The sequence below is a fragment of the Streptomyces sp. NPDC050625 genome (assembly GCF_040654755.1).
Taxonomy (GTDB): domain Bacteria; phylum Actinomycetota; class Actinomycetes; order Streptomycetales; family Streptomycetaceae; genus Streptomyces.
On sequence record NZ_JBFAIQ010000009.1, the window covers coordinates 192,322 to 211,833 of the forward strand.

Genomic DNA, 19,512 nt, shown 5'->3' on the forward strand with positions numbered 1-19,512 from the left:
GATATCCTGATCCCATGGCGGCGGATCAGAACCACGACGTGGCGGCATGCAAGCGAGTCGACGACGGCATCACTCGCGTCTTCCAGCTGCTCGGTAAGCGCTGGAGCGGCCCGATCGTGGCCGTACTGGTGGAACAACCGGCACATTTCGCCGATCTGCGCCGGGCCGTCCCCGGCATCAGCGAGCGCATGCTCTCCGACCGGCTGGCCGAGCTCGCCGCCGCCGGACTCGTGGTGCGCGAGGTCGACGAAGGACCGCCGCTGCGGGTCTCCTACCGGCTGACCGAGTCCGGGGCCGCGCTGGAGCCCGCACTCAAGGAGCTCGGCGAGTGGGCGAAGAAGCACTTGCCGGAGACCGGGCCCTGCGTGGAGACGGCCTGGAAGTGACGGTGGCGGCCGACGGCACCGGCGACGGCCCGATCGTCGTACGGGGGTACGACCAAGGGCGCACGGGTCGGCCCCGGACACGCACCTGAGCAGCGGTGCTTGAGCAACGGAGTCACTTGAGCAACGGAGTCAATGGATGACCAGTCGGGTGTTGTTGATCTCGCCGGCGATGAACGCGGCCCTCCGCCAGGCCCGTTTCGACGACGGTTCCCCACTCGACTCGGCCGGCACGGCCCGTGCCCGTTCGGCCGCCGATGCGCTCCCGGCTGCCGACCGCACCCTCACCTCCCCCACCGTCCGCTGCCGGGAGACGGCCTCGGCGCTAGGCCTCGACGCCACCGACTCGCCTTCGCTGAACGGCTTGGACATGGGCCGCTGGCGAGGCCGCACCCTGGACGACGTCAGCACCGCCGAGCCGGACGGAATGGCTCGCTGGCTGACGGATCCTCAGGCGGCGCCGCACGGCGGGGAGTCGGTGCACGAGCTGTGCCTGCGCGTTGCGCACTGGCTGGACGGGACCGCGCAGCTCTCCGGCCGTACCGTGGCGGTGGTGGAGCCGGAGATCGTCCGTGCCGCGACCCTGCGGGTGCTCGGAGCGCCGGAGTCCGCCTTCTGGCGTCTCGACGTACCGCCCCTGACCGCAACCGAGTTCAGCGGTCGCGCGGGACGCTGGAACGTGGGGCTGGGGAGCCGGCTCGGGGCAGCCTGACGCGTCTCAGGACCGCAGGAAGTCGGCGAGACCTTCCAGGAGCCGGTCGACGTCCGCCGCGTCGTTGTACGGCGCGAGACCCATCCGCAGACCGCCGGTGTCGCCAAGGCCGAGGTGCCGGGAGGCTTCGAGCGCGTAGAAGGAGCCGGCGGGTGCGTGCACGCCGCGGGCCGCCAGGAAGCGGTAGGCGACCGTCGCGTCGCGGCCCTCGAAGGTGAGGAGCAGGGTCGGGGTGCGGTCGGCCGCGCGGGAGTGGATCGTGATCCCCTCCAGTTCCGACAGGCCCTTGTCGATCCGCGTCCGCAGCGCGTCCTCGTGTCCTTCGAGGGCCGCGGCCGCGGCGGCCAGTCGCTCTCGGCGCGTGCCCGTCGCCGCGCCGTCGAGGCCGGCGAGGAAGTCGACCGCCGCGCGCGTACCGGCGAGGAACTCATAGGGCAGGGTGCCGAGTTCGAAGCGCTCCGGGACCGTGTCGGTCGACGGGAGCAGCTTGTCCGGGTGGAGGGATTCCAGCAGTTCGGGACGGGCGGCCAGGACCCCGTGATGGGGGCCGAGGAACTTGTACGGCGAGCAGGTGTAGAAGTCGGCGCCGAGCCGGTCGACGTCGACCAGGGAGTGGGCGGCGTGGTGGACGCCGTCGACGTACAGCAGCGCGCCGGTCTCGTGCACCGAACGGGAGATCTCGGCGATCGGGGGCCGGGTGCCGATCAGGTTGGACGCGGCGGTGACGGCGACCAGCCGGGTGCGCTCGGAGAGCACGGCGCGGATGTCGTCGGCGGTCAGTTCGCCCGTCGCGGGGTCGAACTCGGCCCACCGGACGGTGGCACCGGCCCGCTGCGCGGCCTGGATCCAGGGCCGGATGTTGGAGTCGTGGTCGAGCCGGGTGACGACCACCTCGTCGCCGGCGGCCCAGCCCTTGGCGAGGGTGCGGGAGAAATCGTAGGTGAGCTGCGTGGCGCTGCGGCCGAAGACGATCCCTGCGGGGTCGGCGGCGAGCAGGTCCGCCATGGCACGACGGCTTTCGACGACGATCGCCTCGGCGTTGGCCTCCCCCACCACTTCGTGGCCGCGGTTGGACAAGGGATGGGCGAGGGCGTCGGAGACGGCCTGGATGACCGGCTGCGGGGTCTGTGTGCCTCCGGGGCCGTCGAAGTGGGCGATCCCGGCGGCGAGGGCGGGGAACTGGGCGCGGATGCCGGTGACGTCGTAGCTCACGGGTGCTCCTGTCCAGGACTGGGTCTGGGACTGGGACTGGGTCTGGGACGAAGTCGAAGTGCGCGGGAAGCATGTCATCCGGTTCTCCCCCATGACAGCACCCAGGACGCCTGGATCTCGAACAGCGGTGCACGCCGGCCGAGACACTGACGGATGCCGTGCGGCTCAGTCCTTGATCGCCGCGAGGACCAGTTTCTGCAGTTGCTCGGCGGTGTGGTCGAGCGGCTGGGTGCTGCGCTTGGCGCGGCACATGGCGACCGTCCCCTCGACGGCCGCCACGACGAGGGTGGCGAGCTGCGCGGCCTGGTCGGGGTCGGCGCCGTGCTCGCGCAGGGACCCTGCGAGCAGGCCCTCCCACTCGTCGAAGATCTCGGCGGCCGCCGCCACGGCCGCGGGGACCTCGTCGGTCGGCGGCTCCTCGATGGAGACCGCCAGGACAGGGCATCCGGCACGGAACTCGGTGTCGACGACCACCTTGCGCCACAGGTCGAGGAAGGCCCGCAGGCCGGCGGCCGGGCCCGCCCGCAGTTCCTTGCGCAGGATCCGCGCGACGGTCTCACCGGCGTAGCGGACGGCTTCCGTGGCGAGTTGCTGCTTGCCGTCCGGGAAGTAGTGGTAGGTCGAGCCGAGCGGAGCCTTGGCATGCTTGGCCATCTCGCGGATGCTGGTCGCATTCAGGCCACGTCGACTGATCATGTCGGCCGCACCGGCCACGATCCGTTCGCGTGTCTGCGGACTGGTCTGGTTCACCTGCGGATTCTCCTCGCACTCCGCCGGATATAACGGCCGTCATAGTCTATCCCCTACGCGATCTGGTCAGCGGCCCAACGGGCCCACTCCCGGCGCATGGCGTTGAAGCGCAGTCCGTACTCCAGGGCGATCCGGCCGTAGACGGAGAGGTTGTCGTCGTCCCAGTCGATGTCCCGCGCCAACTGGTCGAGCTCCGCGTAACTCTGCTCGGACAACTCGGTGAGCTCGGTCAGATACGCGCGTGCCTGCTCCGGCTTGAGCACTCCGAGGAAGAAGACCCGCAGCAGCAGATCACTACGGGTGTTGCGCTGGGGCTTCGTCTCGGTCAGCCAGTGCCGCAGCTCGGCCAGCCCGTCCTCGGTGAGGGCGTACTCCTTGCGGCCGCGCGGCCCCTCGGCCGCCACCGTGATCAGCCCGGTGTCGGCCAGCTTGGTCAGCTCCGTGTAGATCTGGCTCTGCGTGGCCGGCCAGACGTTGGCCAGCGACGTATCGAATCGCTTCAGCAGGTCGTAACCGCTGGCGGGGCGCTCCGAGAGAAGACCGAGCAGTGCGTGTCTGAGGCTCATGCCGCCACTGTACCTCTCATATTCCAGGGTTGACATGTCGATGCCGGACCTTCTACTTTTGACATGTCGCGACAGAAACCCGAAACGGAGAGACCATGTCCTACCTGCGTACGTTCCTGCCGTGGATCGTCTTCGCCGTACTCCCGTCGGGGGACTGGCAGTGGGCAGCACTGGCCGCTCTGGTGGTCGCCGTGGCGCTCGTCGCCCAGCAGGTCAGGGCCGGCACCGGATTCGACGCACTGATCATCGAGTTGGGCTCGGCGTTCTTCTTCGCCGCACTGGCCGTCGTCGCCTTCGCCGATCCCCACTCCGGTGTGCACGACTACTCCGCGGCTCTCTCCTCGGGCACCCTCGCGGTGATCGCAGGCGTCTCGCTGGCCATCGGCAGGCCGTTCACCCTGGGCATCGCCAAGCGCACCACCCCGCCCGAGGTCTGGGAGCTCAAGCCGTTCATCCGCACCAACGTCGTCATCACCGCCGTATGGACCGCGGCCTTCGTCCTCACCGCCGTCGTCCTCGCCCTGGTGGCACACGCCGGAGACGCCCACTCCACCACCGCGACAGTCATCCAGATCGCGGGCTTCGTCGTCCCGATGGTGTTCACCATCCGCTACGTCGCCCACGTCCAGGCCAAGGCCGGGCAGATGGCCCGATGACGACTCACTCGTGCGGTAGGACCTCGCCGTCGGAGCCGCCACCGCGCACGACTTCGGCCCGCACCGCACCCCCGGCGGCCCTGGCCCCGGCGATCTCGCCGCTGTGCGCGGCCACCACCAGGGCGATCACCAGCGGCACGGTCCACACAAGGACATGAATCGAAGGGGGGTAGCTCGCAAGGGAGTAGCCGTCCCCTGACAGGAAGGCGACCGAGAGTGCCGCGAGCGGCAGACCGGCGGTGAGCCCCGCGAGCGTGCCCCTGAGCACGGGGCGCCCAAGCAGCCGCCGGGGTGCGGCCGCCAACATGAGCGCCGCGCCGGCGCCCAGGACGATGCCCGCCGCCATACTCACGAGGGCGGCTACGACACCCGCGGTGACGAGCGTGCGGACGGTCCCCCATCGGCCCCCGACCAGGAAGACGAAGGCGACGACCAGGCACCCGCCGGCGAGGGTCCCCGCGGGCCATGCCCCAACCCGCGCGCCCACGCGGACGCCTCGCCCGACGACCGATCGGACCTCCATGCGTGGCCTCCCCTTGCCTTCCTCAAGCACCGCCCGGCTGCGCGGTGTCCGGCCCTTCGGCCATTCGATGAATTGTCCCCACCGGTTCGGGTGACAGGCTGCGTTTTCTTCGGTCCTCCCGCAGAGGCCGCCCCTGAACTGGGCCCTGCATCGAAGCGCGGGCGCCGGTCGGCGCCGGCAAGAGAAGGGACATCGGATGCGCGTACTGCGCGCTCTCATGGGGAGCACCCTCGCGTGGCTGCTCCTGATGGTCGGCATCGCACCGGCCACGGCTCAAGCCGCCCAGCAGGGTGCGGTCGGCATCGCTCACTGCCCGACCGAGCACCGCGGCCGCGGGAACAACTCCACGCCACCGGCGCTCCAGAAGTACTTCATGGACGACTGGCGGCTGGGACCGGCGGACCTTCCCCGCACGGGCGCCCTCGGCCAGATGCTGAAGGGCTATCACCGCACGGACGGGACGGACGCCTACTGGTTCCTCGGCTGCTACTGGCAGACGGATCCGCAGACGGAGAAGTCAGGCTGGTGGTACCCGGACAACAACGGCTTCGTCCTCCAGGACGGCAAGCCGGTCGAGCGTGATCTGACGCTCCGCGCGGGGCAGTTGCTCGACCTCTTCGGCAGCGGCTTCGGCCGCTTCCTCGCGCCCGCGGGCACGCCGTACGCCAAGCGCGCGATTCCGCCGAGCAACCTCGACACCTTCGACCCCGCCCACCCGTACGGCTATCACCTCTACCGGGTCCTCAAGTCGTTCACCGTCCACGCGGGCCCGATCAGGCCCTGGTTCGGCCAGCCCGGCCAGGGGCTCCAGTACCTCACTGACAAGCCGATCCCCGAGCTCGTCATGCTGAAGGACCTGGAAGAGCTGCCGGTAACCTGACCGCGGCAGACCCTGGGTGGTCTCGGGCAGCGGCGCCGGAGACCACCCGGGCGACCACGGACAGGACCGACCGACCTGATGGACAGAGCAGAACTCGTCGAAAGACTCCGCGAGGCGGGCGTTCCCGAGGCGTTCTACGAGATTGCCGGTGTCGCCGCCGTACCCGCCCGACCCGATGCCCATTACTTTCTGCGTCGTACGGCGGACAGTTGGTGCGTCGGCCTGAGCGAACGCTCCCAGGACAGTGTCATACGGCGATTCGCCACCGAGGCCGACGCCTGCGCGTACCTCTACGACACGCTCACGCGGGCACTCGCTCCGCCGACCGGCAAGGCGGCGCCCCTGGAGGAACTGCTCGCGGACAGCGCGGAGATCCAGCGTCAGGCCTGGGAGGACTTCGAGCGCGCGGCACGGCACGAGGGCGACGAAGACGCCGGCTCCTGAGCTCACTGGAAAGGCGGGGCAGGCTTGAAGGACGAGGGCGCGGGTCCTGGAGGCGGTCCGCGTACGGGCTCGGGCCTGGACGAACGGGCGCACGCGCGGCAACGGTGGGCGGCGCGGGCGTCGTTGACGTTCGCCGGGCTGGCCGTGATCGCACCGCTCGGCACCGCGTCCTCGGCCGGGGTGGTACTCGTGCTGGTCGGGGGCCTGTCGCTCGCCGTGTGCCTGGCGGCGCTGTGGTGGACGCTCACCCGGCGGGGTTGGCTCCGGGCCGCCGCCGGGGTGCTCGCGGTCGCCGCGCCCGCCGCCGCGATCGCGCTCTTCGCCGTGGCGCGGCTGCTGTGGCTGCCCGTCCTGCTGCTGGCCCTGTGGGGACTTGCCGTATGGACCGGGAAGGTCGCGCTCAGCGGCACGCGGTCGCACGTCGTACGGGTCGTCGAGTACGACACGCCGCCTCCGGCACAGCCGTATCTGATCATGAACCCGTGGTCCGGCGGCGGGAAGGTCGAGCGGTTCGGGCTGAAGGCGAAGGCCGAGGAACTCGGGGCCCACGTGCATCTGCTCGGCGCCGGCCGGGCGGACGGGCCCGAAGACGTCGTCGCGCTGGCCCGTGCCGCCCTCGCGGAAGGCGCCGATCTGCTCGGGGTCGCCGGCGGGGACGGGACACAGGCGCGGGTCGCGGCCGTCGCCGCGGAGCACGACGTACCGTTCCTGGTGATCTGCGCCGGGACCCGCAACCACTTCGCCATGGATCTCGGGCTCGATCGCGGCGACCCCTCGGCGTGCCTGGACGCGCTCCGCGACGGGGTCGAACTCCGGGTCGACCTCGGCTTCGCGGGCGAGCACCCCTTCGTGAACAATGCGTCCTTCGGGGCGTACGCCGCGGTCGTGCAGAGCCCCGCGTACCGGGACGACAAGGTGCGCACGACCCTGGATCTGCTGCCCGAACTGCTCACCCACGAAAGTGGGCCGCGGCTCACCGCGCGCGTCGCGGGCACCGGCGGCCCCGACATCGTCATCGACACGCCCCAGGCCGTCCTGGTCAGCAACAATCCCTATCGCATGGACGACGTGGCGGGCCTCGGCTATCGGGAGCGGATGGACCTGGGCGTGCTCGGGGTGCTCGGCGTCAAGGTGGAGAGCGCTGCCCACGCTGCCGGACTGCTGCGCGGACGGAATGCCGAGGGGCTCACCGCGGTCACCGCCCGGCAGGTCGTCGTCGACGGCGACAAAGGGGACGTCGAGGCCGGCGTGGACGGCGAGGCCCTGGTGCTGCCCGCACCGGTCGACTGCCGCATCCGGCCCGGCGCCCTGCGGGTCCGGGTCCCGCGCACCCGGCCCGGCGTCCCCGCGGTCACCCCGCCCCTGGAGTGGCGGCGGCTGCGCAAGCTGGCGGCGACGGTGGGGCGGACGGCCCTCCCGAAGCGCCGGCAGAGCCGGTAGCGGCAAGCGCCCGCCTCAGCAAGGGCGAGTGCAGGCGCAAGTGGCCGCCTCTACAAGCCCTTTCCACCCACGCACAAGTGAACCAACTGCCTCCAAACGGTAGTTGATCTACTCCTCGTCACATGGAATTCCCCGATTGGACGGGCGCGAACAGGGTGCGCAGAAAGCGTTTGCCGCTAAGTTTTGGCATGCTCACACCCCGATCGGTCCACCCCCCCGTAGGAGACACCCCCATGCGCAGACTCGTCGCCTGCCTGGCGGCCGCGGTCGCCGCCCTCGGCGGGCTCACGACGGCAGCCACGCCGGCCGCGGCTGCCGGCTCGGGCACGTTCAGCGTGCTCACGTACAACGTCGCCGGCCTTCCGGAATCCCTGTCCAGCGCATCGACACCGCGCGACACCAGCACGACGGAGATCGGCCGGCGCATCGCACCGTACGACATCGTCAACGTCCAGGAGGACTTCAGCTACCACGCGTACCTGTACTCCACCGACACCCACCCCTACCGCACCGCCACCAGCGGCGGCGCGGGCATCGGCAGCGGGCTCAACACCGTCTCCGACTACGCCTGGGACGGTGACGACTTCGAGCGCGTGAAGTGGAACTCCTGCCAGCTCGACTCCGGCGACTGCCTCACCCCGAAGGGCTTCACCTTCATGCGTGAGCGCCTCGCCGAGGGTGTGTACGTCGACTTCTACAACCTGCACACCAACGCGGGCACGAACGACGGCGACCTCGCCTCGCGCGCGGACAACCTGAACCAGATCACGTCGTTCATCCAGTCGCACTCGGCGGGCAACGCGGTCGTGGTCATGGGTGACACCAACACCCGCTACACCCGCACCGGCGACACCATCGCCGAGTTCGCCGCGGCCAACGGGCTGACCGACGCCTGGGTGCAGCTGATCCGCGGCGGCACACCGCCGGCCAAGGGCAGTGACGCGCTGGTCTGCGACCAGACGGGGGCCACCGTGCCGAACACCTGCGAGGTCGTGGACAAGGTCCTGTACCGCAGCAGCAGGCTCGTCACGCTGAACGCCACCGCCTACAACAACGAGCACGCCAAGTTCCTGACCTCCGACGGGCTCATGCTCTCGGACCACGACCCGATCACGGTCGGCTTCTCCTGGTCGCAGAACCCGGACTTCCAGCTCAGCGACCAGTTCGGCGGTCCGCACGGCGACTACTACCAGGACATCGACAAGGTCCCCGCCGGCGCCCGCGCCACCACCGTCGCGCTGCGCTCCGGGTCCCGGGTCGACCAGGTCGGCATCACCCTGAGCAACGGCACCACGCTCACCCACGGCGGAACCGGCGGCACGGCGTCGTCGCTGACGCTCGGCAGCGGCGAGTACGTGACGACCGCCTACCTCTGCGAAGGCGTGAAGGACAGTCACACCCGGATCTTCTATGCCAGGTTCACCACCAACCTGGGCCGCACCCTCGCGGGCGGTACGACCACCTCGGACTGCGTGACCCGTACCGCACCGTCGGGCTGGCAGATCGCCGGCTTCCACGGACGTTCGGGCGACGAACTCGACAAGGTCGGCTTCATCTACACCAAGCGCTGACACCTAGCGCTGACACCGGGCGCCGGCCCATAGCGGCCGGTCGGCAGCGCCCGTACACCTGTGGGACGGAAGCGACCCCAGGCGTACGGGCCACCGGCGGACCCGAGTTCACCGGTCAAGGCGACTCCGACGATCTGACCCAGCCCAGCGAGCGCTCGACGGCCCGCTTCCAGTCGGCGTACTCCCGTTCCCTGCGCTCGGGGTCCATGTCCGGCAGCCACTGGGCGGCCCGGTGCCAGTGGCGGCGCAGGACCTCCAGGTCCGACCAGTAACCGGCGGCGAGCCCGGCGGCGTAGGCGGCGCCGAGGGAGACCGTTTCGGCGACCATGGGCCGTACCACGGGCACGTCGAGCACATCGGCGACGAACTGCATGAGCAGGTTGTCCGCCGTCATCCCGCCGTCCACCTTGAGCTGCTTGAGGGGGACCGAGAAGTCGGCGTTCATGGCGTCGACGACCTCGCGGGTCTGCCAGCCGGTCGCCTCCAGGACGGCTCGGGCCAGGTGTCCCCTGGTGATGTACGAGGTGAGGCCGACGATGACACCGCGCGCATCGCTGCGCCAGTGAGGTGCGAACAGACCGGAGAACGCGGGCACGATGTAGCAGCCGCCGTTGTCCTCGACCGTGCGCGCGAGGGTCTCGATCTCCGGGGCGCTGCTGATCAGGCCCAGACGGTCCCGGAACCACTGGACCAGTGAGCCGGTGACGGCGATCGAGCCTTCCAAGGCGTAGACGGGGGCCTGGTCCCCGATCTTGTAACCCACGGTCGTGAGCAGCCCGTTGCGGGACCGCACGACATCGGTACCGGTGTTGAGCAGCAGAAAGCTGCCCGTGCCGTAGGTGCACTTCACCTCTCCCGGGGAGAAGCAGGTCTGGCCGAACAGGGCGGCCTGCTGGTCGCCGAGGGCCGCCGTGATGGGGACGCCCGGGAGCACCAGGCGGGCAGCGCCGTACCGTTCGGCGGACGACCGGATCTCGGGCAGCATCGTGCGGGGCACCCCGAAGAACTCCAGCAGCTCCTCGTCCCAGGTGAGCGTACGGATGTTCATCAGCATCGTGCGGCTGGCGTTGGTGGGGTCGGTGATGTGCAGGCCGCCGTCCGCTCCCCCGGTGAGGTTCCAGATGAGCCAGGTCTCCATCGTGCCGAAGAGCACCTCGCCGTCCCTGGCACGCTGTTCGAGCCCGTCCACGTGATCGAACAACCAGCGCAGCCGCAGTGCGGAGAAGTAGGTCGAGGGCGGCAGACCGCAACGCTCCACGAAGAACTCCTCGCCGGGGCGCCGGCCCAGTTCCTCGACGAGCGGCGCCGTGCGGACGTCCTGCCAGACGATGGCCCTGTCCAGCGGGGCACCCGTACGCCGGTCCCAGAGCACCGTCGTCTCCCGCTGGTTGGCGATACCGATCGAGGCGACGTCCTTCGCGCCCACCCCGGTGCCCGACAGTGCTTCGGGCACGATGCGCTGCAGATTGCGCCAGATCTCCAGGGCGTCGTGCTCGACCCATCCGGGCTTGGGGAAGTGCTGCTGGTGCTCACGCTGCGCGACCGTCACCAGCCGCCCCTGCTGGTCGAACAGAATGCATCGAGTGGAGGTGGTGCCCTGATCGATGGACATTACATACCGTTCAACCATGATCAGCTCTGCCTTCCGATGTGTCGAGGAGGCGGGTGGCTACCAGCGAGCTGCGCCCAGGTCTCTGGAGATCGCCCGTGCGGCCTCACGGAGCAGGGTGATCAGGTTCGGGAGGGGACGGCCCTGGCTGTCGCAGATCCGCTCGACCGGCCCGGACAGTCCGATGGCGCCCACGACGAGACCTCCGTGCCCTCGGATCGGCGAGGCGACGCCGGCCTCGCCCATGCTCATTTCCTGGACCTCGGCGGCCCACCCGAGTTCCCGGACCTCGGCGAGCGCCCGGGAGAGCTCCTCCGGGTCGACGATCGTGTGCCGTGTGTAGGTCTCCAGCCCGAATTCGAGAACCGCTTCCAGAGGGGCGGTCCCGAAGGCCAGCAGAACCTTGCCGAGCGAGGAGGCGTGCAGCGGCAGCAGTGCGCCCACGTCCAGGGTCTGGAGCGTGTCGTCCGGCCGGAAGACGTGGTGGACGACCAGGACCCTGCCCTCCAAGGGGGTGCCCAGGCGGACGGCCTCCCCGCTGCGGGCGGCCAGGGCGTCGGCCCAGTTGATGGAGCGCGACCGCAGCTCGTTGACGTCCAGGTAACTCGTGCCGAGATGCAGCAGCGCGGCCCCGAGCTGGTACTTCCCCGTCGCCGCGTCCTGCTCCACGAAGTCCACGTGCTGGAGCGTGCGCAGAATGCCGTGGGCGGTGCCCTTCGCCAGCCCGAGCGAGGCCGCCACCTCGCCGAGCCCGAGCCGACGGGGCCCACCAGCGAGCAGCCGCAGAATTGCCGCCGCCCGTTCGATCGACTGGACTGGGCCGGCCATGAAACGAGCCTAGTACGGCCGTGGAGGGACCGCCTTACGTGCAGCTCACCGGCTCAGCACCAGGTGAGGGCCACCGTTCGACAATGCCGACCACCGTTCATTGACCGACTCGGCTCGTCTGCCTAACGTGCGGGAAAGCGCACTGAGCCCCGGCGATCCGCCGGCAGCGCTCACCGGAGGAGAGCACATGGCGGCACAGCTCGAAATCAGACCTGGGGGGGTGGTCGAACACGTCTTTCCGTTGCCGCCCGTCGCCGGCGCCGTCTCGGCCATACGCCGGAGTGTGAGGGCGGTCCTGGCCGCCTGGAACGTGCCTCCGGAGATCGTCGACGACGCGATCCTGGTGGTGACGGAGCTGCTCACCAACGCGCTCGTCCATGCTCTGCCACCGGCCGAGCTGCGGCTGTCCTGGGGCCCGCGCGACGGGCTCAGGACCCTGCGCGTGGAGGTGACCGACGCGGGACCCGTACTGGCCGCCGGTCAGTCGCCCGACGGAATCGACCCGGACGAGCACGGCCGGGGCAAGCAGATCGTCCACGCACTGGCCGCTCGGCACGGCATGCGCATCCACTGCGGTGGGGTCACCCGGTGGGCCGAGCTGGTGGCGGTGTGAGCACGGTGGGGCGGTACTCGGGACCACTGCCTGCGACCGGACCGTCGAGGGCGACGCCCCGCCGGATGCGCGTCCGGACCGACCGCCTGATGCTGGTGATGTGACCAGGCAGTTTCGCGTCGTGGTCTCGCCGCCCTCACCGAGCGGAGGCCGCAGAGTGCGCGTGGACGGCGAGATCCTCGGGCTCGCGTACGGTGTGCCGGACGTCGTCGAGTTCCTGCGCCGGGCCGGGCTGGACATCGACCCGGACGAGGTCGCCCATTCACCGCTGATCGAATGGCGCGAGGTCGGGCCGGATCAGTGGGGCCCGCAGCAGACGTGACGCGCCCTTGATGTTCAGAGATCGAGGTCGGCGGCGGCACTGTAGGCGTCCTGGGCCACTGGACGACACCGGCCGGAACCGGCGGCGGGATTCGAACCCGCGTCACCCGCTTGAGAGGCGAAGTAGCCGCTGCCTGCGCACCTGAACAAGAAGCACCGTAGCGTGGGCCGCCGCCGCGGGTCATCCGGTTTTCGCAGGGGCCCATCCCCCGGTTCTGCCGGTCCGTCAGCCAAAGGGCAGTGTAGGCGTCGATGTGCGGGTCCGACCGAGGCGCCGACGGCGTACGACACCGTGAACAGCACCGCCAGCAGCACGAGGTACCCGCAGAGGGCGGGCGGGGGCGAGCGAGGCGTGCCGAGAATCGTCCATCAGCCGCGTCTCCAGATCACGTCCGTACCTCCGTACCGCTTCAGGAGTCGGCGCGAACGGCGGCCGAGTTCCGGGGGCCCTCTCCGGCCCGACGGCGACAGCTCCGCCTCCGGACCGGCGCGGAGGCAGAGCTGCCGGGGTGCGTCAGGGCACGGGGACGATCCCGTGCGCCCGGGTCATGAGCGGCGCGTGCGGCTGGTCATGTAGACCGCTCCGGCTCCGGCGACGATCACCACGGCGGCGCCGCCCGCGATCAGGCCGACCGGGGCGCTCGCGCCCGTCTCGGCCAGGGGCGGCTTGCTGTCACTGGGCGACGGCTTCGGGGTGGTGGGCGGTGTCGACTGGAGCGGGGGCACGTCCGGCGTCGTGGGAGGCGTGGTGGAGGGCTTGGGGGTGGTCGGCGGAGTGGTCGCGTGGCTCGGCGGCGTGCTGTCCGCCGGGGTGGTCGGGGTCGCGGGCGTGGACGGGGTCGGCTCGGACGGTGTGGGGGTGGGCGGGTCGGGGGTGCCGGGGGTGCACGCCTTGTCCCCGCCGTTCCACGCGGCTATCAGGTGGTAGGGGGTGATGACGTTGTCCGGCTGGTAGGGAACGGGGCCGTGGCCCTCGCCGGTCTTGCCGTCGTACGAGATGTCGTCGCCGTACAGGTCGATCTGGCCGTAGCAGTCGGGCGATTGCACGGACAGGTGCTGCCAGGTCCGCTTGGCGTCGTCCGAGCCGGCCACGTCGGCGGCGGTGAGGTAGACGGTGGCCTTGTCGACCAGGGTCTGGTGACCGGAGGTGTACCAGTTCGAGCCCTCGGTGGTGTACTCGGCGAGGGAGACGGGGTATTTGCAGCCGTCGCCCACGGTCTGGCCCGGGGCGAGCCGGACCTCCACGGTTCCGGGGGCGCTGTCCCACTGGTGGAACCCGCCCTGCGAGGTCCAGTCCGCGCCGACGGTCTTTCCGCCGGCGTCGACGATGCGGTACTGGACGGTGGCGGACTGGCAGTCGGCGGCCGTCGTGGCGCTTGCGGCACCGGCCGCGACCAGGGGGACGATCGTGCCGGTGAAAGCGGTTGCCGCAAGAGCGGCCAGAGTTCTCGATTGATGCGAACGCGACAAGATAAGCCTCTGTGAAGGTGAAGGTGTGGGAGGTGGTGGACCGCGAGCGCCGACACGGGCAGACGCCATGAAGGCGTGGACGACCGAGTCACTCGCGTCACTTCGCTCGCTTCAGGCCCAGCGAAGTAAGCGAATTCTTGCCGCCTTTCACAACTCCCGTCAATTCTTCACGTGTTCGGCACATCGAGTCGCGCAGAGGAACCCTTCGACGCACCGGGACGGGCGGGCAGCCGCCCCCTGGCCTGCGCCGGGGCCCGCCCCACGAAGCCGTGCACCGAGGCTTGTCGCGGGGCGCCGAGTCTGATTGGGTACCCCGGCGCGCGATGGGCGCGGCAGGCAGAACGGGAGCGTGCGGCGTGCGTCCGACGGTACGGCAGGACATCAGGGAACCCTTGCCCGAAGGGCTCGGGCAGGCGATACGTGAGACCGCAGGAGACATCGCCACGCTGGTGCGGGGCGTGTCCGACACGACCGTCCCCGTACCGGGATCCGAGTGGACCCTCGGCGAGGCGGCCGCCCATCTGGCACTGGCCAACGAACTGATGGCCGACCTCGCGGCCGGGCGCGAGCGCCCCTACGGGGACGGCACGCCCCAGAGCCTGGCCGCCGCCAATGAACAGTCCCTCGCCGCCTACGGGGAGCGCCGGGCGGAGCCACTGGCGGCGGTGATCACCGAGCAGGCCGACGCCTTCCTGGCCGCCGTGGCGAGGGCCGCGGCCGACCCGACCGCCGACGACACACCGCTCGTCACGCCGCTCGGCCCCCTGACCAGACCCCTTCTCGCGTCCTACCTGCTCACCCACATGCTGGGCCACGGCTACGACCTCGCTCGCGCGGTGAAGCGCCCGCACATGATCGACCCGGACCGTGTCGGGCTGTGCATGCCGTTCATGCTCTCGGTCATGCCGCTCGTGGCCGACGCGGCCGCCACGGCCGGTCTCACCGCCCGCTACACCGTGCGGCTCAGGGGCGGTACGGCGTTCGGCGTGACCCTGGCGGACGGCACTGTGCGGGTGACCCCGGAGCCGCAGGAGCGCCCGGACTGCACCATCCTCATCGAGCCCGTCGCCTTCCTGCTCATCGCGCTGGGCCGGCGCAGCCCGTGGCCGGCCATCGCGCGGGGACAGATCGTCGCCTGGGGGCGCAAGCCGTGGCTCGCGCCACGCTTCCCGAACCTGTTCACCGCGCCCTGACCCCTGGCGCGACGCCGTCGATCGCCGCTCCCAGTCAATCGAAGTCGATCGTCCCTGGATTCAAGATCAGTCGTCTTATGTGATCTATCAGGCATCGGCCGTCAGTCCCGGAGACGCCCCCATCGGGCTGCATATGCATGTCTACGGTGCAACCACCGGGCGGGACGGCAACGCGCCGCGCCGCCGCAGCCGACAACCAAGGGGAGGCACGATGGCGAATGTCGAAGTGTCCTTGAAGGAGATCATGGCCTCGGTCGAGGGGGCGCTCGGGGCAGCGGTCGTCGACTACACCAGCGGCATGGCGCTGGGCACTCTGGGCGGGAACAAGGACCTCGACCTGAACATCGCCTCGGCGGGCAACACGGATGTCATCCGTGCGAAAGTGCGCACGATGGAGCAGCTGGGCCTGAAGGGCGACATTCAGGACATCCTGATCACGCTTGAGGGGCAGTACCACCTGATCCGCCTGATCAGCGGGCGCAATGGCAATGGGCTCTTCCTCTATCTCGTGCTCGACAAGTCCCGGTCCAATCTGGCCATGGCCCGGCACCAGCTGAAGCGGGTGGAGGAACAGATCGAGGTCTGAGCGGTCGTGGGCCCGGGCACACGCATGCCCAGAACGTGAAGACTTCTTCAAGTCACGAGATCAGCATGAACCCAACTCGTGGATGCGCAGGGTCCCGGGCGACAAGGATCGACTCATGAAGCCGGATCGAGCGGCGGCACCTTCGCGGTGCCGCCGCATCCTGGCGACCACTCCGACCCGGCAGGGAGCGAACGCGTGCAAGTCCCCCTCTACCAGGCCAAGGCGGAGTTCTTCCGCATGCTCGGTCACCCGGTGCGCATCAGGGTCCTGGAGCTGCTGCAGCACGGCCCCGTCCCCGTACGGGATCTGCTGGCGGACATCGAGATCGAACCGTCCAGCCTCTCGCAGCAGTTGGCGGTGCTGAGACGGTCGGGGATCGTCGTGTCCACCCGGGAGGGCTCCACGGTCCTCTACGCACTGGCCGGCGGTGACGTCGCCGAACTGCTGGCCGCCGCCCGCCGCATCCTCACCGAACTGCTCGTCGGCCGGAACGAGTTGCTGGCCGCGCTGCAACAGGCGCCCTCGTCCCCACCTCCGGCGACCACCACCAGCAGCAGTCACAGGTGACGGCCGAGGTCATCCCCGCACCGGCGCCTCGGCATACAGGTGGCCCCGTACGCGGCGCAGCCACGCTTCGGCGGCCGCCTCGTCCGGTTGCTCCGGGAGCACGCTGGTCGTCTCGTCGAACGCGGCCTGGTAGGCCCGGAGCACGGGCAGAGCGGCGGACGCGTCGGCGGCCACGCGCTCGCCGAAGTCGTGGTACTCCTGCGGGTTCTCGACCCGGATGGTCAGCCGACCGGTGGCGTACAGCTCCAGGCCCTGGTGGCACAGCCGCTTCAGGTGCCGGGCGTGCTTGGCGGTGCGCTTACGGGTGTCCGCGGAGAACGATCCGTCACCGCGGGCCTCCAGGCGCCGGAACTGCTGTGTGGCATAGCCGAGATAGGCGTCCCTGACGCGCTTGGCGCACAGCAGCGAGGACCGTATGCCGATCAGCTCGTCCCCGAACGGCGTCCGCACCTCGTACAACTCGTCCGGAAGCCACACCAGTTCCATCGCGGTCGGATTGCCGCCGAGGGCGAGGCGGCACCACTTGGCGGCCTCGTGCAGGGTGCGGTCGGGCTTGGTGGTGACGTGGGACTCCTTCGGCCGGTGCAGACCGTGCAGTTCCGCGGTGGGTACGGCGAAGACGCCGAGGCGGTCGACGTCGGAGCCCTCGTGAGCGAGTCCGTACGCGGTGGAACCGACGATCCCGGACAGGATGACGTTCGGGACGGTCACGGGCGGCCGCCTTCCTGTGCTTGCGCCCTTGTACTTGCGCTGTGGGCCTGGTGCGTGGGCTCCATTGTCATGACGTGCCGGCCGGCGGTCACCCGGATATTCACCGACGCCCGCTGCGCCCCGGGGCCGGCGGCATGGGGCAGCAGCGACCAGGTGCGCTCTCCGTAGGCGGTTGCCCACTGCCCGAGTTCCGGGGGCACTCGTACCGCCCGCCTGGAGGCGGAACTCACCGCCAGGGACGCCGAGTTGCGGGGACGGCGGCAACTCGTGGGCCGGCAGGTCAGCCACGTCACCGAGGGCGGCAGCGGCCGGGACTTCGGGTGGCGTCGTCCTAGTGGCCGATGTTCAACTCGGGGTGGTGACGGCGCATGGCCGCCAGCACCTCGTCCACCCCGACCGGGAGCGTGGTCGCGGAGATGGTCGCCGGGCTGTAGCCCAGGCGCAGGTTGGCCTTGCCCGTGATGCGAGCCATGCGTGGTGCGCGCGCGAGGTAGGCGCCGGGGTCGTGGAGGGTCAGCTCGATCATGCGCTGGGGCCTTGAACTGACCTTGATCTCCCGGATCCCGACCGCGGCGATCTCCGTCCAGCTGATCGAGCCGAGCATCGCATGGGTCACCCCCTCGCCGGTGATGACCAGCTCGGGCCGCCGTCGTACGAGACGGCCGATCGCGACGGCGGCGCACAGACCGAAGAACGGCACGCCCACCGCGCCCGCGAGGACGGCCTTGATGCTGGACTGGCCGAGCAGAGCCCATGCGCACAGCACCACGAACACGATCGAGCCGAGGGCGACGAGTGCGGTGCGACGTATGGAGGACGGGTAGACGGTTCTGGGCGGATCCGCGGGTTCGTTGGTCACGCGGTCACTTTAGACAGTCGAAGAGCGTCGGCTCACACAGTCGATGGCCTCCGGCCGGACCGGATTCCCGTGAGGGCTTGTTGAGTGATCGTCTCGCGGGAGACACTTCTACAGCACTGTAGATTGCGGAAGGAAGCAACCTGATGTTCGGCTTGAGCGAGCTGGCCCTGATCCTCCTGGTGGTCGTCGTGGTCCTGGGGATCAAGAAACTCCCCGAGCTGACACGGTCGGCCGGCAAGGCGGCCCGCATCTTCAAGAGCGAGGCGAGGGCACTGAAGGACGAGGACACCGGCCCGGGGAAGGTCATCCCGGGCACCGTCGTCGACCGCGATGACCCGCCCCGCTCCTGAGCGCGCCGAACTCGCCGGTTCAGCCGTCGGTCTGCTGTGTGTCCTCGGTGCACCTGCTGAGCGGCGCGGGCTTCGCCGCGGCGGGCGGCGTCGGCTGGGGCTCGGCGGAGCGGCGCTTGCGGAGGAGCAGCCGCCTCGCGGGACGCTCCACCGCCTCGTACAGGATCCACGACAGGACGAGGGACACCGTGAACAGGGCGGCGGTTACGGCCAGACCCGCCGCCACGCCGAAGTGCGGGTACTTGCCGAGCACGCTGGTGGCGGCGCGCAGCACCAGCAGGTGGGCCATGTAGAAGGCGAACGAGAGTTCACCGAGCCGGACCATCCGCCGGCCGCGCCACAGGGAGGGCAGACCGCGCAGGTCCGCCACGGCGGCCGCCGGGATGAGCAGGGCGAAGCCGGTGAGGGTGCAGGCGGTGGTGGGGTATCCGGCGGTGACCTGAGGGACGAAGAAGTAGCCGATGATGGCGAGGGCCAGGGAGGCTTCCAGGCCGGGGCCACGCCACCGGCCCAGCAGCACCAGCCTGGCCGAGGCGGCGCCGAGGACGAACTCGGGCAGGCGGGCGGCGGGGAAGGAGCTGATCGGCTGGTCCGCCCAGTGGTGCGCCTCCGCCCAGGCCAGGACGAGGACCGAAAGCGCCGAGATCCCGATCAGAGCCGCGAGTCCCCGGGGGCCGAGGCGGCGCAGCAGGAGTGCCAGCAGCGGGAAGGTGGCATAGAAGAACGCCTCGCAGGCCAGCGACCAGCTGACCGGGTCCAGCGTCTGCCACCATGGGCGCCACCAGGAATGGACCAGCAGGACGTTGGCCAGGGCCTGGGGCAGCGTCGGCTTCGGCTGGCGGGCCAGCGTGTACGCCATCAGCAGCGCGATCGCGGCGGTGGCCAGATGGACCGGGTAGATACGGGCGATGCGGCGCCGCCAGAAGGCGAGGGCGCGGTCGTTGGGCCGCGCGGACCAAGTCAGTACGAACCCGGACAGAACGAAGAAGAACGAGACGCCGACGGCGCCGGCCCCCAGTCCCCATGTCACGATCCGGCCGCCGTCGCCTCCGAAGTAGCCGAAGTTGCGCACATGCAGTCCGAAGACCAGCAGCGCGGCCACCCACCGCAGTCCGGTCAGGGACGGCAGCGAGGGCATCGCGGCGGGCTGGGAAGTCGTGGGGTCGGCTGCGGTGGCATTGGTGGACGGTGGCCTCGGCACCCTGGTCGCCGTCGTCATCGTGTCACCTGCCGGGGGAGGTTCGTTTGGGGCATGAAAGGGAACGTTG

At 70.3% G+C, this 19,512-nt stretch carries 23 protein-coding genes and 1 tRNA gene; 13 read left to right on the top strand and 11 right to left on the bottom strand.

All coding sequences use genetic code 11. The features are described from left to right. Window positions 1-14: 14 nt before the first annotated feature. Window positions 15-386 (top strand): helix-turn-helix domain-containing protein, encoded by a 372-nt coding sequence (locus AB0I54_RS22705; RefSeq protein WP_363297903.1) that lies wholly within the window; start codon window positions 15-17, stop codon window positions 384-386. A 136-nt stretch (window positions 387-522) separates the two neighbouring features. Then, on the top strand, window positions 523-1,095 hold the full coding sequence (locus AB0I54_RS22710; RefSeq protein ID WP_363297904.1) for a histidine phosphatase family protein: 573 nt from the start codon (window positions 523-525) through the stop codon (window positions 1,093-1,095). A 6-nt stretch (window positions 1,096-1,101) separates the two neighbouring features. On the opposite strand, the gene AB0I54_RS22715 is transcribed toward AB0I54_RS22710, so the two are convergent. From AB0I54_RS22715 to AB0I54_RS22725, 3 genes are all read right to left on the bottom strand, one after another. After that, entirely contained in the window at window positions 1,102-2,307 is a 1,206-nt protein-coding gene (locus tag AB0I54_RS22715; RefSeq protein WP_363297905.1) for a cysteine desulfurase-like protein, read from the bottom strand. Window positions 2,308-2,472: 165 nt separating this feature from the next. After that, window positions 2,473-3,057, bottom strand: a complete 585-nt coding sequence (locus tag AB0I54_RS22720) for a TetR/AcrR family transcriptional regulator (protein ID WP_363297906.1) — start codon at window positions 3,055-3,057, stop codon at window positions 2,473-2,475. A 53-nt stretch (window positions 3,058-3,110) separates the two neighbouring features. After that, the gene (locus AB0I54_RS22725) at window positions 3,111-3,623 is read right to left on the bottom strand and encodes a PadR family transcriptional regulator (protein ID WP_363297907.1); all 513 of its coding nucleotides are present in this window, start codon (window positions 3,621-3,623) and stop codon (window positions 3,111-3,113) included. 95 nt (window positions 3,624-3,718) lie between these two features. On the opposite strand from AB0I54_RS22725, the gene AB0I54_RS22730 reads away from it, so the two are divergent. Further along, window positions 3,719-4,279 (top strand): hypothetical protein, encoded by a 561-nt coding sequence (locus AB0I54_RS22730; RefSeq protein WP_363297908.1) that lies wholly within the window; start codon window positions 3,719-3,721, stop codon window positions 4,277-4,279. A 4-nt stretch (window positions 4,280-4,283) separates the two neighbouring features. On the opposite strand, the gene AB0I54_RS22735 is transcribed toward AB0I54_RS22730, so the two are convergent. Further along, window positions 4,284-4,802, bottom strand: a complete 519-nt coding sequence (locus tag AB0I54_RS22735) for a hypothetical protein (RefSeq protein ID WP_363297909.1) — start codon at window positions 4,800-4,802, stop codon at window positions 4,284-4,286. A gap of 196 nt (window positions 4,803-4,998) precedes the next feature. On the opposite strand from AB0I54_RS22735, the gene AB0I54_RS22740 reads away from it, so the two are divergent. From AB0I54_RS22740 to AB0I54_RS22755, 4 genes are all read left to right on the top strand, one after another. Next, the gene (locus AB0I54_RS22740; protein WP_363297910.1) at window positions 4,999-5,682 is read left to right on the top strand and encodes a TNT domain-containing protein; all 684 of its coding nucleotides are present in this window, start codon (window positions 4,999-5,001) and stop codon (window positions 5,680-5,682) included. A gap of 78 nt (window positions 5,683-5,760) precedes the next feature. Next, complete coding sequence (locus AB0I54_RS22745; RefSeq protein WP_363297911.1) at window positions 5,761-6,126, top strand: hypothetical protein; 366 nt, start codon at window positions 5,761-5,763, stop codon at window positions 6,124-6,126. Window positions 6,127-6,150: 24 nt separating this feature from the next. Next, window positions 6,151-7,566 carry a diacylglycerol kinase family protein gene (locus AB0I54_RS22750; RefSeq protein ID WP_363297912.1) on the top strand — a complete coding sequence of 472 codons (1,416 nt, stop codon included), beginning with the start codon at window positions 6,151-6,153 and terminating at the stop codon, window positions 7,564-7,566. A 233-nt stretch (window positions 7,567-7,799) separates the two neighbouring features. After that, window positions 7,800-9,137 carry a jacalin-like lectin gene (locus tag AB0I54_RS22755; protein WP_363297913.1) on the top strand — a complete coding sequence of 446 codons (1,338 nt, stop codon included), beginning with the start codon at window positions 7,800-7,802 and terminating at the stop codon, window positions 9,135-9,137. A gap of 115 nt (window positions 9,138-9,252) precedes the next feature. Here the strand turns inward: AB0I54_RS22755 and glpK are convergent, their stop codons facing one another. Then, on the bottom strand, window positions 9,253-10,767 hold the full coding sequence (glpK, locus tag AB0I54_RS22760; protein WP_363297914.1) for a glycerol kinase GlpK: 1,515 nt from the start codon (window positions 10,765-10,767) through the stop codon (window positions 9,253-9,255). Window positions 10,768-10,806: 39 nt separating this feature from the next. Beyond that, window positions 10,807-11,574, bottom strand: a complete 768-nt coding sequence (locus tag AB0I54_RS22765; protein ID WP_363297915.1) for an IclR family transcriptional regulator — start codon at window positions 11,572-11,574, stop codon at window positions 10,807-10,809. A gap of 187 nt (window positions 11,575-11,761) precedes the next feature. Between AB0I54_RS22765 and AB0I54_RS22770 the strand changes: the two genes are divergently transcribed. Together AB0I54_RS22770 and AB0I54_RS22775 are read left to right on the top strand one after the other, a co-directional pair. After that, entirely contained in the window at window positions 11,762-12,187 is a 426-nt protein-coding gene (locus AB0I54_RS22770; RefSeq protein ID WP_363297916.1) for an ATP-binding protein, read from the top strand. Between the two features lie 100 nt (window positions 12,188-12,287). Further along, on the top strand, window positions 12,288-12,509 hold the full coding sequence (locus tag AB0I54_RS22775; protein ID WP_363297917.1) for a hypothetical protein: 222 nt from the start codon (window positions 12,288-12,290) through the stop codon (window positions 12,507-12,509). 79 nt (window positions 12,510-12,588) lie between these two features. Here the strand turns inward: AB0I54_RS22775 and AB0I54_RS22780 are convergent. Both AB0I54_RS22780 and AB0I54_RS22785 read right to left on the bottom strand, forming a co-directional pair. Continuing rightward, a tRNA-Ser gene (locus tag AB0I54_RS22780) sits at window positions 12,589-12,643 on the bottom strand. A 411-nt stretch (window positions 12,644-13,054) separates the two neighbouring features. After that, window positions 13,055-13,978 (bottom strand): hypothetical protein, encoded by a 924-nt coding sequence (locus tag AB0I54_RS22785; protein WP_363297918.1) that lies wholly within the window; start codon window positions 13,976-13,978, stop codon window positions 13,055-13,057. Window positions 13,979-14,334: 356 nt separating this feature from the next. On the opposite strand from AB0I54_RS22785, the gene AB0I54_RS22790 reads away from it, so the two are divergent. From AB0I54_RS22790 to AB0I54_RS22800, 3 genes are all read left to right on the top strand, one after another. After that, window positions 14,335-15,171, top strand: a complete 837-nt coding sequence (locus AB0I54_RS22790; RefSeq protein WP_363297919.1) for a maleylpyruvate isomerase family mycothiol-dependent enzyme — start codon at window positions 14,335-14,337, stop codon at window positions 15,169-15,171. Between the two features lie 211 nt (window positions 15,172-15,382). After that, the gene (locus AB0I54_RS22795) at window positions 15,383-15,757 is read left to right on the top strand and encodes a hypothetical protein (RefSeq protein ID WP_363297920.1); all 375 of its coding nucleotides are present in this window, start codon (window positions 15,383-15,385) and stop codon (window positions 15,755-15,757) included. Window positions 15,758-15,952: 195 nt separating this feature from the next. After that, window positions 15,953-16,324: a metalloregulator ArsR/SmtB family transcription factor gene (locus tag AB0I54_RS22800; protein ID WP_363297921.1), complete on the top strand. Its 372-nt coding sequence runs from the start codon at window positions 15,953-15,955 to the stop codon at window positions 16,322-16,324. A 9-nt stretch (window positions 16,325-16,333) separates the two neighbouring features. Here the strand turns inward: AB0I54_RS22800 and AB0I54_RS22805 are convergent, their stop codons facing one another. Together AB0I54_RS22805 and AB0I54_RS22810 are read right to left on the bottom strand one after the other, a co-directional pair. Then, window positions 16,334-17,035 carry a nucleotidyltransferase domain-containing protein gene (locus AB0I54_RS22805; RefSeq protein ID WP_363297922.1) on the bottom strand — a complete coding sequence of 234 codons (702 nt, stop codon included), beginning with the start codon at window positions 17,033-17,035 and terminating at the stop codon, window positions 16,334-16,336. A 331-nt stretch (window positions 17,036-17,366) separates the two neighbouring features. After that, window positions 17,367-17,894, bottom strand: coding sequence for an STM3941 family protein (locus AB0I54_RS22810; RefSeq protein WP_363297923.1), 528 nt, complete (start codon window positions 17,892-17,894; stop codon window positions 17,367-17,369). A 143-nt stretch (window positions 17,895-18,037) separates the two neighbouring features. Between AB0I54_RS22810 and AB0I54_RS22815 the strand changes: the two genes are divergently transcribed. Then, window positions 18,038-18,244: a twin-arginine translocase TatA/TatE family subunit gene (locus tag AB0I54_RS22815; protein WP_363297924.1), complete on the top strand. Its 207-nt coding sequence runs from the start codon at window positions 18,038-18,040 to the stop codon at window positions 18,242-18,244. 19 nt (window positions 18,245-18,263) lie between these two features. Here AB0I54_RS22815 and AB0I54_RS22820 read toward each other — a convergent pair whose 3' ends face one another. After that, a complete protein-coding gene (locus AB0I54_RS22820; protein ID WP_363297925.1) occupies window positions 18,264-19,463 on the bottom strand; it encodes an acyltransferase in 1,200 nt (399 codons plus the stop codon). Between the last annotated feature and the right edge of the window lie 49 nt (window positions 19,464-19,512).